15 protein-coding genes, 1 pseudogene and 1 riboswitch are annotated in these 16,296 nt (G+C 45.0%); of the genes and pseudogenes, 7 read left to right on the top strand and 9 right to left on the bottom strand.

Features of this window, described 5'->3' with window-relative positions; translation table 11 throughout:
- Positions 1-3: 3 nt before the first annotated feature.
- The gene (locus AC2Q9J_RS10345; RefSeq protein ID WP_499039609.1) at positions 4-237 is read right to left on the bottom strand and encodes a YczO family protein; all 234 of its coding nucleotides are present in this window, start codon (positions 235-237) and stop codon (positions 4-6) included.
- 176 nt (positions 238-413) lie between these two features.
- On the opposite strand from AC2Q9J_RS10345, the pseudogene AC2Q9J_RS10340 reads away from it, so the two are divergent.
- A pseudogene (locus tag AC2Q9J_RS10340) lies at positions 414-1,433 on the top strand (STAS domain-containing protein).
- 36 nt (positions 1,434-1,469) lie between these two features.
- On the opposite strand, the gene pepT reads toward AC2Q9J_RS10340, so the two are convergent.
- Together pepT and AC2Q9J_RS10330 are read right to left on the bottom strand one after the other, a co-directional pair.
- Positions 1,470-2,687 carry a peptidase T gene (gene pepT, locus AC2Q9J_RS10335; RefSeq protein ID WP_499039607.1) on the bottom strand — a complete coding sequence of 406 codons (1,218 nt, stop codon included), beginning with the start codon at positions 2,685-2,687 and terminating at the stop codon, positions 1,470-1,472.
- Positions 2,688-2,771: 84 nt separating this feature from the next.
- Positions 2,772-3,413: a glycerol-3-phosphate acyltransferase gene (locus AC2Q9J_RS10330; RefSeq protein WP_499039605.1), complete on the bottom strand. Its 642-nt coding sequence runs from the start codon at positions 3,411-3,413 to the stop codon at positions 2,772-2,774.
- Between the two features lie 134 nt (positions 3,414-3,547).
- Positions 3,548-3,663, top strand: a riboswitch (SAM riboswitch).
- A 106-nt stretch (positions 3,664-3,769) separates the two neighbouring features.
- On the opposite strand from AC2Q9J_RS10330, the gene AC2Q9J_RS10325 reads away from it, so the two are divergent.
- Together AC2Q9J_RS10325 and metX are read left to right on the top strand one after the other, a co-directional pair.
- Entirely contained in the window at positions 3,770-5,059 is a 1,290-nt protein-coding gene (locus tag AC2Q9J_RS10325) for an O-acetylhomoserine aminocarboxypropyltransferase/cysteine synthase family protein (protein ID WP_499039603.1), read from the top strand.
- Between the two features lie 11 nt (positions 5,060-5,070).
- Positions 5,071-6,081, top strand: coding sequence for a homoserine O-acetyltransferase MetX (gene metX, locus AC2Q9J_RS10320; RefSeq protein WP_499039601.1), 1,011 nt, complete (start codon positions 5,071-5,073; stop codon positions 6,079-6,081).
- A gap of 204 nt (positions 6,082-6,285) precedes the next feature.
- Here the strand turns inward: metX and AC2Q9J_RS10315 are convergent, their stop codons facing one another.
- On the bottom strand, positions 6,286-6,516 hold the full coding sequence (locus tag AC2Q9J_RS10315) for a helix-turn-helix domain-containing protein (protein WP_084244041.1): 231 nt from the start codon (positions 6,514-6,516) through the stop codon (positions 6,286-6,288).
- Positions 6,517-6,624: 108 nt separating this feature from the next.
- On the opposite strand from AC2Q9J_RS10315, the gene AC2Q9J_RS10310 reads away from it, so the two are divergent.
- The 4 genes from AC2Q9J_RS10310 (at position 6,625) to AC2Q9J_RS10295 (ending at position 12,630) form a co-directional block, all read left to right on the top strand.
- Complete coding sequence (locus tag AC2Q9J_RS10310; protein ID WP_499039599.1) at positions 6,625-7,509, top strand: EamA family transporter; 885 nt, start codon at positions 6,625-6,627, stop codon at positions 7,507-7,509.
- Positions 7,510-7,767: 258 nt separating this feature from the next.
- The gene (locus AC2Q9J_RS10305; protein WP_499039597.1) at positions 7,768-8,460 is read left to right on the top strand and encodes a response regulator transcription factor; all 693 of its coding nucleotides are present in this window, start codon (positions 7,768-7,770) and stop codon (positions 8,458-8,460) included.
- A gap of 140 nt (positions 8,461-8,600) precedes the next feature.
- Positions 8,601-10,754 carry a HAMP domain-containing sensor histidine kinase gene (locus AC2Q9J_RS10300; protein WP_499039595.1) on the top strand — a complete coding sequence of 718 codons (2,154 nt, stop codon included), beginning with the start codon at positions 8,601-8,603 and terminating at the stop codon, positions 10,752-10,754.
- A 136-nt stretch (positions 10,755-10,890) separates the two neighbouring features.
- Complete coding sequence (locus AC2Q9J_RS10295) at positions 10,891-12,630, top strand: mechanosensitive ion channel (protein WP_499039594.1); 1,740 nt, start codon at positions 10,891-10,893, stop codon at positions 12,628-12,630.
- A 198-nt stretch (positions 12,631-12,828) separates the two neighbouring features.
- Here the strand turns inward: AC2Q9J_RS10295 and AC2Q9J_RS10290 are convergent, their stop codons facing one another.
- From AC2Q9J_RS10290 to AC2Q9J_RS10270, 5 genes are all read right to left on the bottom strand, one after another.
- Positions 12,829-13,464, bottom strand: coding sequence for a response regulator (locus AC2Q9J_RS10290; RefSeq protein WP_499039592.1), 636 nt, complete (start codon positions 13,462-13,464; stop codon positions 12,829-12,831).
- Positions 13,442-14,485: a sensor histidine kinase gene (locus tag AC2Q9J_RS10285; protein ID WP_499039590.1), complete on the bottom strand. Its 1,044-nt coding sequence runs from the start codon at positions 14,483-14,485 to the stop codon at positions 13,442-13,444. The genes AC2Q9J_RS10290 and AC2Q9J_RS10285 overlap by 23 nt, the downstream gene beginning before the upstream one ends.
- Positions 14,482-15,180 (bottom strand): cell wall-active antibiotics response protein LiaF, encoded by a 699-nt coding sequence (liaF, locus tag AC2Q9J_RS10280; protein ID WP_499039588.1) that lies wholly within the window; start codon positions 15,178-15,180, stop codon positions 14,482-14,484. The genes AC2Q9J_RS10285 and liaF overlap by 4 nt, the downstream gene beginning before the upstream one ends.
- Positions 15,181-15,245: 65 nt before the next feature.
- Positions 15,246-15,884, bottom strand: coding sequence for a PspA/IM30 family protein (locus AC2Q9J_RS10275; protein ID WP_499039586.1), 639 nt, complete (start codon positions 15,882-15,884; stop codon positions 15,246-15,248).
- A gap of 12 nt (positions 15,885-15,896) precedes the next feature.
- A complete protein-coding gene (locus AC2Q9J_RS10270) occupies positions 15,897-16,238 on the bottom strand; it encodes a lmo0954 family membrane protein (RefSeq protein ID WP_499039584.1) in 342 nt (113 codons plus the stop codon).
- Positions 16,239-16,296: the final 58 nt, after the last annotated feature.

The raw sequence follows: 16,296 nt of genomic DNA, 5'->3' as shown, positions 1-16,296 counted from the left end.
GGATTAAGATCCAGAGAATTTGTCTTCGCTGGAAGAATCGCTTTTCGTTTGACGCGGATTTTTTTCTTCCTGCTGTTCCTGCTTAAGGTCTTCCAAAGGAATGGTATCGACATTCATTTCTTCTTCGTGCATTTCGGAAAGTGACTCTTTATCGGTTTTCGATTGTTCCGGATTGTCCATTGGAGCGCCTTTTCTTTCTTCGCGGTCATCTTCAGTAAAATGTTTTTTATCTGACATAATGGAACACCTCTTTCAATTAGTCTTATCAATGTATTCCTGTTATTCAGGTATTTAAAACATTGAGCATTTGCTATAGAAAGTTTATAATAACTAGTCCTATACCTTTATGCTTAGCGATAAAATCTGTTTAAATATATGGTAAAATAGAATCATTGGACGAGAGGAGTTTTTACATGAGCACACAGGCTTCTATTAATGTTGGTGGACTGAGCTTTGAATGGAACCTTGAAAAAGGCGAGTTTTTATTCGAAGGCCAAAATTCGGTTCTGTTTTGGACTTCCACAGCAATGAAAATGTTTTTTGACACGATAGAAGAAATAGCAGGAGAAGACGCAGCGGAGGTAGTAATGGAAACTACCGGTTATCGCCAAGGGATAGTAGTCGCAGAGTATTTTTCTCGGATGGAAAATGTGAATATAGCAGAAGCGGCGGCACTGATCACCAATACATATGCTTCAGCTGGCTGGGGGATTGCGGAAACACATAAACTGGATGTTGAAAAGAAAACCGTTGAAGTCCATTTAAAAGACAGCTGGGAGCACAGTATTAATATTGCTCAGCAGAAGAAGACAGGCGGCAGATTTCTTCCTGCCCATTATGCAGGGATTTTCACCAAGCTTTTTGGAGAAAATATCTGGTACGAAGTAGATCATTTTCAATTGGAAGGTTTCAGCGAAACTGTCATCCGTTACTTTCCTTCAGATGAAACCATCTAAGAGAATATCCATCGCTTAGCGCGTTCAAAAGAATCTCAGCAAATAAGACAGCTGCAAAACCTGGTGGAAGAAAAGACTGCGGAACTGACCACACTGGTCAAAGAATTATCTTCGCCAATTATCCCAGTATTGGACGGTATTGTCGTAGTGCCGCTGCTGGGCACTTATGATGAAGAACGGGCTGAGGAACTATTAATCAAGACGCTGCAGAACTTGCCGACTTATAAAGCGAAATATCTGGTTCTCGATCTGACCGGACTTAATAATAATTTTACCCAGCAAGCTGCCGCGCTGATTGAGAAACTTGGAGCAACGGCCGGCCTCATTGGAACAGAAACAATCTTGGTAGGAATTTCTCCGAAAATGAGTATGGTGATTTCTGAAAGTGGAATTGGTATTTCAAAATTCGATTGCTTCCAAACCTTGCAGCACGGCATTCATTTTGCGCTCGCACAGAACGGAAGAAGCATTATATAGGAAAAGCGCCCTAAAGTTCAGGGCGCTTTTCCTTTTTTATTTTTGTGTTTTAATGATTTCGACGATTAATTTAGTTGCCTTTTCCATATTCTCAGCGGATATGAATTCGTATTTCCCGTGGTAATTTTCTCCGCCAGTAAAGATATTCGGTGTCGGCATTCCCATATAGGAAAGCTGGGAGCCATCGGTGCCGCCGCGGACAGGTACGATATTTGGTTCAATACCAAGTGTTTTCATCGCATTTTCAGCGGCATCCACAATTTGCATGACCGGCTCGATTTTTTCTCTCATATTGTAATATTGGTCTTCCAGTTCCAGTGTCAGTGTGTCAGCTCCATATTGTTCCTGCAATTTCTCAGCTGTCTGCTGCATATGCACTTTTTTCGCTTCGAATTTTTCTTTGTCGAAGTCGCGGATGATATAACTCAAAACCGCTTGTTCCACGTCACCTTTAAAGCTGTTCAGATGAATGAATCCTTCATAGCCTTCGGTTTTTTCAGGAACTTCATCTTCAGGCATGGCATTCTGGAATTTGATGGCGATTGTTGAAGCATTGACCATCTTATCCTTGGCTGAACCAGGGTGCACGCTTTTCCCTTGGACTGTCAGTTTCCCGGCAGCTGCATTAAAACTTTCGTATTGAAGTTCACCCAGTGGGCCGCCATCCATTGTATAGGCATATTCGGCGCCAAAGCGCTCAACATCGAATTTATGGGGACCGCGTCCAATTTCTTCATCCGGTGTAAAGGCGACACGGATTTTGCCGTGTTCGATTTCTGGATGCTGGATGAGGTACTCCATCGCCGTCATTATTTCAGCAACCCCGGCTTTATTGTCCGCGCCAAGAAGAGTCGTGCCATCCGTGGTAATCAGTGTATGGCCGATATAATTCTGCAGATCTGGAAAATCTTTGACTGTCATTCTAACAGAACCACTCAATGGAATATCTTTTCCGTCGTAATCATCTATACGCTGCGGATTGACGTTTTTGCCTGTAAAGTCAGTAGCTGTGTCGACATGGGCAAGAAAGCCGACTACTGGAAGTTCTTTATCTGAAGTTGCCGGAAGTGTGCCAAAAAGATAGCCGTAATCGTCCATTTGGACTTCTTCCAGACCAATTTCCTTCATTTCCTTTTCTAATTCATGCAGAAGGTCCCACTGGCCGGGAGTGGAAGGTGTTTCATGGTTTTCAAAATTGGATTGTGTATCGATTTTTGCATAGCGGATCAATCGTTCGATCAAAGTTTCAATCATGGATAGAGACCTCCTGAAGTATGTACTGGCTCTATTTTACCACGAATGAAAAGAATAGAGGAAATCTGAAAAAGCTGCCGGCCCTCACTGGGGATCGGCAGCTTTCTTCCGCAATACAGCTGACACCTTGTTTTCGGTGCCGTCTTTTATGCGGCGGATATTTTCGAGATGCTTCAAAAACGCCATCGCCATCAAAGAAAGTGCGATGACATAGGGCCAAAAGCCATCCGCCGGCCAGAACGCGATCAGAAGAAAAACGGCATATAATGCAAGTACGCCGATGACCAGATAATCTGTGGCAAGTGCGATGATGACAAGAAGTGCGAGCCCAAGAAGACCAAGCTGCCAGTCCAGCGCGATCATTACTCCGATGACGGCCGCGGTGCCTTTGCCGCCATTGAACTTCATATAGAAGGGGAAGTTATGGCCGAGTACGACTCCGGCTGCGATAAAGAATAAAATCGCCCATACTGTTTCCGAAGGCAGACTGCTGCTTCCCAAAAACAGCTGCATTGCGAGCACTGCGGCAAATCCCTTGAAGATATCAAGAAATGCGACCAGTGCGCCGTATTTCCAGCCAAGGACGATTGCCGCATTGGAGGCGCCCGAATTTTTGACGCCTGTTGACTTGATATTAGTGCCGGACAACAATTGGGCGACAAGGGAGCCATGAAGGCAACCGATTAAATAACCTGAAATAAGTGCGGAAAAAATCCAAAGAATCATAAATTGCCCCCTGCCTTTCATAATATTAAACGTATGAATGATGAGAAAGTTTCAAAATTATCCGACAGTCTTCTTGACAAAATATCGTATCATTATTTATACTTCTCAACAAGATGGAAAACTGAATCTGAATACTCTTATCAAGAGTGGCGGAGGGAATAGGCCCTGCGATGCCCGGCAACCACCAAGCAACCCAGCTTGGAAAGGTGCTAATTCCTACAGACTGGAACGACAGTCTGGAAGATGAGAGGAGGAAACTCCGTGTATAGCGGCCCTCTTCTAATTAGAAGGGGGCCTTTTTCTATTCCCTCATCTCCTTTAAGGTCCATCTACTAAAATTATTGGAGGAATGAAAAATGACGAATTTCAAAGCAGAAACAAACTTACTTCACGGTGGACAGCAGCCAGATCCTGTAACGGGTTCACGGGCAGTTCCCATCCATAAAACGACTTCCTATGTATTCCGTGACACAGAACATGCGCAGAATCTGTTTGGTTTAAAAGAGGCGGGAAATATTTATTCGCGCATCATGAATCCGACAGTGGATGTATTTGAGCAGCGTGTGGCGCTTCTGGAAGGCGGGACAGCGGCAGTCGCTTTGTCTTCAGGAATGGCGGCTATCGCGTTTTCAATCCTCAATATTGCGGAAGCTGGTGATGAAGTGGTTGCTGACAGCAATCTCTACGGAGGCACTTACAATCTATTCGCGAATACGCTGCCGCGCTACGGCATCAAAGTTAAATTCGTCGACGGCGCGGATCCGGAAAATTTCCGCTCTGCTGTGACAGATCAAACGAAAGCTTTTTTCGGTGAAACGATCGGCAATCCGAGTTTGAATGTTTTCGACATAGAGAAGGTGGCGGAAATTGCGCATGAATATAATATCCCTTTATTGATCGACAATACATTCGCTTCTCCTTACGGCAGCAATCCGATAGCGTTTGGAGCAGACGTCGTTATCCATTCAGCGACAAAATGGATTGGCGGGCACGGCACAACAATCGGCGGCATTGCGGTTGACGGCGGCAAGTTCAATTGGAACCACGAAAGATTCCCGAATTACACACAACCTGACGACAGCTATCACGGCATCCGTTACGGAATAGATGCGGAAGGCGCATCTTTCGCGACAAAATTGCGTGTGCAGTTATTACGTGATTTCGGACCGTCGCTTAGCCCCGACAGTGCCCATGCATTTTTGCAGGGCTTGGAAACATTACATTTGCGTTTGCCAAAACACAGCAGCAATGCGGCAATTATCGCTGACTACCTGAAGAACCATCCGCAGGTTGAATGGGTTAATTACATCGGCTTTGAAGATCACCCGTCTCATGGTTTAGCGAAAAAATACTTGAAGGATACATTCGGTTCGATCGTCAATTTCGGCATCAAAGGTGGCAGGGAAGCGGGTAGACGAGTAATCGACGGTGTCGGCTTATGGTCTCATGTGGCGAATGTCGGAGATGCCAAGTCGTTGATCATCCACCCTGCTTCGACAACGCATCAGCAATTAAGCGCGGAGGGATTGAAGCAGTCAGGCGTCACAGAAGAACTGATCCGTTTGTCAGTCGGACTGGAAAATCCGGAAGATCTGATTGCTGACTTGGAGCAAGCCATCAAAGCGGCAGCAGTTCAGGAAGTATAGGAGGAGAAAAAATGGGAACAGTAGCCATCGGGAACTTAACGTTGGAATCGGGTCAGGTGCTGGAAGGAGTGGAATTAGCGTATGAACGAAACGGCGATCCTTCTGCTCCGACCGTCCTGATCTGCCATGCGCTGACCGGGGATCAATATGCTGTCGGGAGCTCAGAAAAACCCGGATGGTGGAGCGGCTTGGCGGGTCCCGGAAAAGCTGTGGATACGGATAAGTTCCAGGTGATTACATTTAATATACTCGGGGGCTGCGATGGTTCGACGGGGCCATTGTCACTCAACCCGGCAACCGGCAAGCCGTATCGGTCGGATTTTCCTTTGCTGACGATCAAAGATTTGGTCCATGCCGAATATCGGGCGTTAAAAACTTTGGGCATCACCAAACTGAAGTCAGTGATTGGTGGTTCGCTCGGGGGCATGAAAGCCCTTGAATGGGGAGCGCTGTATCCGGATTTTATCGAATCCATCGTTCCGCTTGCTGTCACCCCAGCGTTCAGCAGCTATGCACTTGCTTTTAATCATATAGGTATACAGGCAATCCAAAACGATCCTGATTACCAAAGTGGAAATTACGATGGATCTTCTGACTTCAACGGATTCCACTTGGCAAGAATTGCAGGTATGATTAGTTACCGGAGCAGCAAACTGTTTAACGATCGCTTCGGACGCGCGAGCAATGGCAAGAATTTTGAAGTAGAATCTTATTTGGATTATCAGGGACGGAAACTGGCGCAGCGCTTCGATGCCAATAGCTATCTGATTTTATTGAAAGCTATGAACAGCCATGACATGGGGACAAGGAAAATAAGCGTTCCGATTTTTTCCGTTTCGTACACATATGATTTGCTTTATCCCGCCGAATTAATGATTCCTTGGCTGAAAGAGCAGCCTGAGGCCCGTTGGGAAATCATCGAAACTGATTATGGACATGACGGATTTCTGGTGGAGTTCGAGAAGTGGAGCGGTTCCATCCGTGAATTTTTACAAGAAGAGCATATTAGGGCGGCTCGTTAATAATTGGAACAAGAAAAAAGCATCCCGCTTTGGGATGCTTTTTCTTGTTCTTAAGGTTTTGGGATTCGGGTTTTCTTTGTCCAGACTCCGGCGGCCCAGCTCTTCGGGTCATAAGCCACTTTGGCTGTGCGGCTGAAAAGACGCCGCTTCGCCAAATCGTCTTATGCCTTTCAGAGCTTAACGGGCGCCGTCGCTTTTCGTTACTTAATCCTCATCCTTAATATCCACGTCATCCGGAATAGGGGTGGCTTTCCATTCTTCGAGCTGCTGTTTGGCGAGTTCCAGCTGTTGAAAATGCGTTTCGAATTGAGAGGTGTTGACCATGTATTGTTCTCCATCGTGGACTGCTTTGATACGTCCTTCAAGTATATAGCGGTTAATCTGCTCTTGCGGCATGGACAAATAAGCAGCAGTTTCAGGGACTGTCATATACATACGATCGCCTCCTCTTTTTCTTTTATTATAATCGCTGAAGAGCAGTATCTCAAACGATTGAAATAATGGTATGGTAATTGATATAACTGGAAATTCGAGGTGCAGGATATGAACGGGACTCCGTATATAATGGTGCTGCTTGCTGCGATGCTTTGGGGCACGACGGGCACAGCGCAAAATTTCATTTCAGGAGAGGCACATCCGTTGACAATCGGTGCATTCCGTTTGATGATTGGCGGTTTTTCCCTGCTTCTTTTTACATTAACAACGAAACGTTTCATTGTTCGCAGCGTTTCTTGGCCCGCTGTACTTGTTTCAGCAGCCAGTATGGCGCTGTTCCAGCCGTTATTCTTTTCGTCTGTGCAGTTGACCGGTATCGCAATCGGGACAGTTGTGGCAATCGGCAGTGCTCCGGTGCTTGCGGGACTGATCGAATGGCTATTTTTAAAGAGGCGACCCGATCGGATATGGACCTTGGCGACGATGATGTCGATCATCGGCTGTATTTTACTGTTCGCCAATAAAAGCGCTACAGAAGTTAATACGCTCGGTGTGGCAATGGCGCTGGGTGCCGGACTTGCATTTGCATTATATGCGATTGCCAGTAAGAGCGTTTTGGAATCGATGGAAGCTGTGCCCGCAGTGGCGCTTATTTTTTCTATTGCGGCTGTTTTTCTGATACCATCTTTATTCTTTTTTGATATTTCCTATATTCTGATTCCTGCAGATGCTGGGATTATATTCTATCTTGGGTTTGCGACTACAAGCCTTGCTTACATATTATTCTCAAGAGGTTTGAAGACCATACCCTCTTCATCAGCCGTCACCTTATCTTTAGCAGAACCGCTTACTGCATCGATACTCGGTGTGCTGGTGGTGGGTGAAGTCCTGAGCGGGCTTTCATGGACTGGAGTTGTTTTACTGCTTGGCGGTATTTTAGTGCTGACGATGGGCAAGAAAAGAAAAGCTGAAGATAAATATGAGCTTTCTTAATGAATGACAAGCTATCGTTTTTTAATTTTATGAGGCTATAAAGAAGTTTTTCTTTGTCTAGACTCCAGCTGCCCAGCTCTTCGGGTCATAAGTCAGCCCAGCTGCCGTGGCAAAGGACGCCACTCTGCTGTTCTGCCTTATGCCTTTCAGAGCTTAACGGGCGCTTGCGCTTTTCTTAAGAATTTCTTCACTTTTATCCTAGTATCCACTTAAGATTTTACCTTTATCATAAATATAGTGAGAAAAGAGGGAGATTGTATGAGTCAATTTACTGTATTAGTGACTGATGATGATCAGGATATCCGTGACGGCATTGAAATTTATTTAAAAAATGAAGGGTACCGAGTGCTGAAGGCCGAAAATGGTCAAAAGGCGATTGAGCTACTGGAATCCAATGAAGTGCATGTCATCATTCTCGATATAATGATGCCGACGCTGGACGGGATATCAGCAACATTCAAAATTCGGGAACAGCGGAATATTCCAATCATTATGCTCAGCGCTAAAGCGGAGGATTCAGATAAGATACATGGCTTATCAGTGGGTGCGGACGATTATGTAACCAAACCTTTCCATCCTATGGAACTGGTAGCAAGAGTCAAGTCACAACTGAGACGTTACGTGAGTCTTGGGACTTACCAAGATAAATCACAGCGTATTGAAATCGATGGTCTTGTGTTGGATTCTGATGCGAAAGAAGTATTGCTTCACGGAGATCCGGTGAAACTGACTCCAATTGAATTCAAAATCACTGAGCTGTTGATGGTGAATGCGGGACGAGTTTTCTCTATCCGCGACATTTACGAGAGAGTATGGAATGAGCCTGCATATAATGCGGAAAATATTGTCGCTGTCCATATACGGAAAATCCGCGAAAAAATTGAGGCTGATCCAAAGAATCCAAGATATTTGAAGGTGGTGTGGGGCATTGGCTACAAAATTGAAAAATGACCTATGGTCGATTTTTGCCGTAACGATAGCATTGTTTACACTTCTTTATTGTTTGTCCTTCTTTGTGGAAACCGTTTTTAATAGTCCTGCGATAGAATTACTGGCATCACTTCGAACGGTGTCCAAAGGGGAAATCTAAAATGAAGAAATGGCTTTGGCTGATAACTTTATCAATCGTATTGATCAGTATTTTCAGCGTAATGGAATTGGGCCCGAAATATTTCGGGAAATCTTATCTGGAGACTACTGACTTTAAAGAAGAATACAATCACTTTGTCAACCGGCTGATTGTTACTGAGTTGGACCCGCCACAAGCGGAAACCGAGTTCTCAGTATCGATGGAAGAGATCGAGGAATACCGGACTAGATACGGCACATTGGCTGAGCAGATTCAAAGCATTCAGGACCAATATAATCCAGATATAGAGTCCGCGCGCGAAAGCGAAAATGACAGCCTGCTGGAAATATTGACAGAAGAACGGGATGGCAAAATAAAGGCGATCCGCGACAATTTTGCGGATGATGACACCATCAGGGAAAAGATCCTTGAAGACAAACAACGGGCTGCTAAAGTTGCCGTCAATGGAGTATTAACCGAAGAAGGGAATTTCAATTCACAGTTTCCCTATTATGTTTACGACTTAACAAATATTGAGACTGGTGAAAACTTCAAAAAAGGAGAGATGAGCAGCCGCCCGTTTTATGAGAAGAAGTATACCAACGCTGCGCCGCTTCATTTCAATGGTGAAGAACTGTATTATTCCAATTACAATAATACTGATATGATGATTCCTGCCTCAGATGCCGAATTTAAAGGAATCGTTCAGATTGATCGTTCTCTTCTTGCTGCGAGCGACCGGGGCGCTGATATCGTAGGACATGAATATATCAAGAACACTTTGTATCTTTTGGGAGCTTTGGCGATTGCGGGCATTGTGCTGCTTTTTACAAAGTTGAAATTTGAACAAGATGCATTTTTGAAAACACCTCTATACAGAAAATGGTCGGCATGGCCGCTTGAAGTGAAACTTGGTCTTTTCGGAATCACCTTATTTTTTGCCTTGCCTTATGGAGTGGCAAACTCGCTAAGAATAATGGAATATACCATATACGGCGGTCTGCCCTCTTTTATCTGGAATACCGTAAAGAATTTCGCGATTAACGGTGTAGTGCTGGGATTGCTCATTCTTCAAGGAATCTGGCTCTACGCTTATTACAATAAATCAGATAAGCTGGTGGATGATTTTAGAAACAGTTATTTACAGCGTTCGCTGCAGATGTCGCGATATGCATTTTTAAGGAAATCAATCGGTGTCCAAATGTTGATTTTATTGACCGTAATATTCTTCTGGGGAGCAGGGACAATGCTGTTGTTCATATTTCCGCCGGTAATAATCGTATGGGTGCCGGCGACTCTTTTCATCGGCCTGCCGGTATTGCTGTTCATGATGAAACGGTTCAGTTACTTAAATGTTTTGATGGATAGTACACAAGCAATTGCGAATGGAAGTTTAAATGAACAGATTCCTGTTAAAGGCAAGTCACATTTAGCGCAGCATGCTATTCAGTTGAACCGCTTAAAAGAAGGCGTGCGCGAGTCCGTCTCGGAGCAGGCGAAAAGTGAAAGGCTGAAAACGGAATTGATCACGAACGTGAGCCACGATCTCCGAACACCTTTGACTTCCATCATTACCTATACGGACTTGATGAAGACACCAGATCTTTCCGCTGAAGATCGATTGATGTATGCCGATATTCTGGACAGAAAATCTCAGCGGTTAAAAACATTGATTGAAGATCTGTTCGAAGTTTCCAAGATGGCCAGTGGGAATATGGAGCTGCACCGCCAGCGTGTCGATTTCACGCAGCTGATGACACAGGCATTTGCCGAACATGCGGAAGATATTTCTTCGTCAGGGCTCGATTTTCGAATTTCAACACCGGAACAGCCGGTTTACATTATGGCGGACGGCCAAAAGTGGTGGCGGGTGTTGGACAATTTGATAATGAATGCCATTAAATACGCGTTGCCTGGAACCAGGGTTTTCGCAAATTTAAAAGAAACGAATGGCCAAGCGGAATTTATAATGAAAAATGTCACCCGCTTTGAGTTGGGTGAGAATACAGATGAATTATTTGAGCGCTTCAAACGGGGGGATGTGGCTAGGCAGACAGAGGGCTCCGGTCTCGGACTGGCTATTGCCCAGTCGATTGTCGATCTCCACGGCGGCATGATGAAAATCGAAGTGGACGGCGATTTATTCAAAGTCACTGTGTCATTGAGAAGTTTATAAAAACAGATGGAAAGGCTGTGTCCGAATGGGCATGGCCTTTTGCTATTTCATCTATATAACAAGAGGTCAGGTTTTGAAAAAGTGGAGCTAGGGGATAGAAGTTATGAACACAATAATTTTGAATGGAGGTCGGCATATGGACACTAGAAGTTATTTCAATAATTTCATGAACGCGCTTCCTGAAATTCTCTTGGCGATTCTTGTACTTATTATCGGTTATATTGTAGCCAAGTTGGTGGAGAAAGCGGTTTACAAATTATTGGACAAAACTAAGCTCGATGAAAAAGCGGGGATGTCACAGCAGAAATACAGCCTGTCGAAAATCATCAGTAAAATTGTATTTGTACTGATTTTACTTTTCGCTGTGGCCTTATTCTTCAATATCTTGAATCTTGGAGCAATCGGCGCGCCATTCCTCGGCATCTTCGATAATTTATCAGGTGCATTCCTCAGCATTTTGAAGGCTGCACTGATTCTTTTATTGGCTTGGATCCTAGCTACGGTTGTAAAACGCCTGATCTTAGTGGCAGGCAGAAAATTCGATTTTGGAAAAGTCACTAAAAAGACAGGGGCATCCAAAAAAGACACGGTGAAATGGACAGAAACGGCAGCGAATATTGCATTCTATCTGATCCTGCTGTTGTTCTTGCCGGCAGTATTGAGTGCATTGAATATCGACGGTCTTAGCGAACCATTTTCAAACATGCTTGCAAGTGTATTGAATTTCATACCGAAACTTATTGCTGCGGCAATCATCTTTGCAATCGGATGGATTGCAGCTACCATCGTTAAAAAAATCCTTTCCAAATTCCTGGAATCGATTGGAACAGATCGTTTGGCGTCAAAACTGAAGATTTCACAATTCTTTAGTGGCACAAGCGTATCGAATGTCATTGGCATCATTGCATTCATCCTGATTATGCTGCCAGTGACGATAGCAGCACTTGAAGTGCTTGCGCTTCGTGGAATTTCCGGTCCCGCAATCGCGATGCTGAATGATATTCTGGCCATGATCCCGAATATTATCGTAGCGATCCTGCTGATTCTTGCCGGAATAATCATTGGCCGCTGGGTCAAAGATTTTGTTGTCCAATTGATGAAAAACCTTGGAGTGGATTCACTTACTGAAAAAATGGGCATGAATAAAACCGCAGATCCAGATACAGATCCTTCTGCTTATTCACTGGCCAAAATTATCGGTGTAGTGGCACAGGTATTAATCATCCTGTTATTTACAGTTGAAGCTTTGCAATTATTGAACCTGGAATTCATGGTATCTCTGGCAACCGGGATCTTTGCCTATATTCCTGCCGTTATTGCGGCATTGGTTATTCTGGCAATCGGCTTTTGGCTGGCGAACCTGGCTGAAGATTTCATCGGCAGTGTATTCAAGAAATCTTCCGGTGGTCCTCACGTCTTACGCTATGTTGCCAAATATGCGATTCTGGCATTCGCGTTCTTCATGGCGCTTGACCAATTGGGGATTGCGGCATCCATTATCAATTCTGCATTTATCCTGATTCTTGGCGGAGCAGCCCTAGCATTCGGTCTTGCGTTCGGACTGGGCGGCAAAGAACATGCTTCCCGTTATTTGGATCGAATGGAAAACAGCTTGAAAGAGACGGAAGTCGACAAGGAACAATGGGAAGAGAAAAAGAGAGAGCAGGAAGCCAAGAAAGTTGGATTGGCAAAAGAAGCAAAAGCAGCGACCGATCCAATCGTAGAAAAAACTTCTCCTGACGAGAGACATCCTTATGAAGGAACAAGAGATACAAAAGGTCCGTCAACTGATTTACCGAAGAATTTCAATAAAGACGCACATGATAGCTGGAACGGACGAAACCGTAATATGGACGACCCGTTCAACGATAAATAAACACAAAAAAAGGCGGCTGAGGCCGCCTTTTTTTGTGTTTATTTGATTATATTTTTGATGGTCTGTTGCTTTTCGTTGTCCAGACTCCAGCGGCCCAGCTCTTCGGGTCATAAGCCAGTCCAGCTGCCGTGGCAAAGAACGCCACTCTGCTGTTCTGTCTTATGCCTTTCAGAGCTTACCGGGCGCAGTCGCTTTTCTTTATTCAGGCGGAGCCACCAATTTATGCTGGAAGGCATAGATGACCGCTTGCGTCCGGTCGTGGACCTCCAATTTCGAAAGCAGGTTGCTCACGTGGGATTTCACCGTTTTTACGGCTATGTAAAGCTCATCGGCAATTTCTTGATTTGTATAGCCATGTGCGAGCAGCAGAAGAATCTCCATTTCGCGTTCGGTCAATTCTTCATGGGGTACGCGTTCATGGCGCATCTGCTTCATCATTTTACTCATCACTTCAGGCTCCAGCACCGGAGTGCCGTTCATCGTTTCCCGGATTGAATCAGCGATGCGAGAAGCTTTGGATGTTTTTAAAATGTAGCTGACGGCACCCGCCTTCAGTGCAGGATATACTTTGTCGTCATCCAAAAAACTGGTGACGATCATGATTTTCGCTTCCGGCCATTCGTTGATGATCTGTTCGGTCGCCTCTGCGCCGTTCATGACCGGCATGACCATATCCATCAGGATGACATCAGGCCGCAGTTCAAGCGCCATTTTGACAGCTTCCTCACCATTCGCCGCTTCACCGGCAACTTCCATATCTTCCTGTGCCTGCAGATAAGCGGATACACCGATCCGGACCATTTCATGGTCATCAACTAACAGAATTCGTATCATCCGGTATCTTCCTTTCAATAGGTACTTTCACTTCAACAATGGTTCCTTCGGAAGGAACTGAAACGATTTTGCTTGTGGCACCAATTTCAATGGCACGTTCTTCAATGTGCTTTAACCCGTAGGAAGTCGACTTTGACTGTTCGCTTTCAAAACCGACGCCGTTGTCCTGTATGCGTAAAATGGCGAAATTATCCCGTTCGATAAAAAGAATATGGACTTCGGTGGCTTTGGAATGGCGCAATGTGTTCGACAATGTTTCCTGGGCAATGCGGAACAGATGGTCTTCCGCCCCTTTTTGCAAAGGCACTTCTTCGAGTTTATGTTCAATTGTAAAATAGACTTTTTCCTTCAATTCGGACACTAATTCAAATAAACCTTGCCGCAAACTTTTGTCATGCAAAGCCGCTGGCCGCAGATGAAGCAATAAAGCCCGCATTTCCAATTGTGCCTGCTGAACCATTTTTTCGGTCTGCAATAATCCGGCTGAGACTTCTTTTCCTTCGGTCATGGATGAAAGAAGCATCGAAGCCGCGAACAATTGCTGGGAGACGGAATCGTGCAATTCCCTTGCGAGGCGCTGGCGTTCCATGACGAGCCGTTCCTGGATGATCTGATCCTGAGTTTCGGCTCGCTCGTTGGCAATGCGTGTCAGGCTTTTGCGCTGAGATTCCAATAATTTTTGGAGTTTAAGTATCGATACAGAAAGTTGGGACGGCAATGTTTTCATTTGCGCAGCTTCGATGACGGTTTGATCTTCATTGCGCAGGAGAGCCTGGAAAATCTCTTCGATATCCTGAACCTTTGAACGCGATAAAGACTCGGTCCACCAGGAAATTCCGGCAGACAGAGCCACCATTAAAACAAACAGCCAGACACCGAATGGAAGGCCGGCTACAAAATCTTCCCATAAAACGGACCAGGTATTTACGGCAGGCAGACCTAAGAGAGCCAGTAGAATACTGAATATGATTGCGGCGAATAAAGCCATGAAAAATAAACTGCGCGGCAGAATCTGTCTCATCGGCGAATCACCTCGACATCCCCCATCCAGGTGGTGACCGAAACGATCAATTCTGTTTTCACGTCATCCATATTTTCATAGCCGTCTTTAGTGTGGACAGAGCCGTACCAGATCCGCTGCTTGTCACCGTTGAAAAAGCGGGCGTCTCCAAAAACAGTCGAGTAATAGACGCGTACCGGCACTTCATAGGGAACAATCAGGCGAACCCGGCCGAATCCCTGCCGAATTGAAATCAGGGATGTTTTCTTCGGTAAGACGGTTTGCGTTGCATCGATCAAGAGGTCGCCGACGAATCCTTGCACATGGATATCTTTCCATTCGTAGGATTCAATGGGCGTAGCCTGTGCTGAAAAGAATTTATTTTGGATCAGGCCTTTATCAACCTGACCTTTCAGCGGCACTTCCTGCTGCCATTCTTCACCTTTCCACAGACGGATTAAAAGGTATAGTGCTGCGGCTAAAATGAACAGGCGAAGACTCCACATAGAGAGGATCGAAATGCCGATCAGGATAAAGCCGGGCCAAAAATAGGACTGCCGGTGTTTTGGACTGGTCTTATTGCCATAATAGATGAGTCCGATGCCAAGAAGAACCAAAAACACACTGCCATTTCCAAAAAAAGCAGCTTCTACGAATATGAGAAATAATGCACTCAAGGCAAAAAATGCCTGTCTGTTGGTAGAAAAATAATTCATCGCAGTTTTTGCCTCCTTCTTTGCAGCAGAAAAGTAAGAGGGAAGTCTGCCCCTCTTACTCTAGCTTACACAATTTCTTTGGATTTAGCGCTGTTTTTTTCCAGCGCTTCAAGACGGCGTTCCATTGTCGAACGCTCATGGCGCTCTTCGACTTTATTGCCGAGAGATTTAATATAACTTGCCATGTCGTCGAACGAACCGATCCGTTCAGCAACCAGTTCAGGACTCAGGATTTTATCCATCTGGTAGTGCGCGCGGGTTGCATTTTCCTTGCCCATCAATTGAAGCTGGCGCACTTTCATATCTTTTACTTTATGTTTCATTTCTTCGTAGCGCTGCTCAAGTGCAACACTTTCAGCTGCATTCTCGTCAAGGGTCTTGCGCAGCTCATCGACGCGGGCGCTATAGGCGTCAACTTCCTGTTCAGCAAATGCGGATAAGTCGCTTTCGCTGGCAGCTTGGGCAAGTTCGGCCTGTGACCGGCGTTTTTCTAGGAGACTTTCAGCTTCCTGCAATTCTTTTTCCAGTTTATTGCCCAGGCTTGTTTGGCGCTCAAGCCATTTGCCTGCAGTTTCTGTTTCTTTCTCCGCTTCCTGAATATATTTATTCAATAAACTGATCGGATTTTTTTCCTCTTTCTTGTCGAGTATCGCATCCATGTCCGTTGCCACCGCGAATTTTAAACGCTGCCATAATGTTGTCATGTAATTTCCTCCTTATTTGTTTAGTTTGTGCCATTCCCTTTCAAAATTGGTGAAAGGATCATTTTTAACTGAAGTTGAAACTTCCTCTTCGTTCCATTTTTTATAGATGTACCAAAGTACTGCAATAGCCAAGACCCCTATAATCGCGGGCACATTGGAAACTGCGGATAGCGCTCCCATTGCTGCAACTAAGCCCCACCAGATTTTGGCGCCTGTTGAAATGCTTTTCAGGTAATAATGGACACCGATATAGATGATGACTCCTGAAAAAGCGAGGCCGATGATGGGCCCGAGATTCGAAAGGGCGATAATTCCGGCGATGATGCCGATGACTGTCATCCAAAATTTGTTCAAGTTGTTTCCTCCTCTCAATTTCTAACTTAATCTTATCAACCCGCGGAAAATCGCAACA

This window comes from Planococcus sp. RAB007_Raresut (assembly GCF_057369535.1).
Note: the sequence above shows the minus strand (reverse complement) of the source record. Positions and strands in the feature narration are given on the sequence as shown.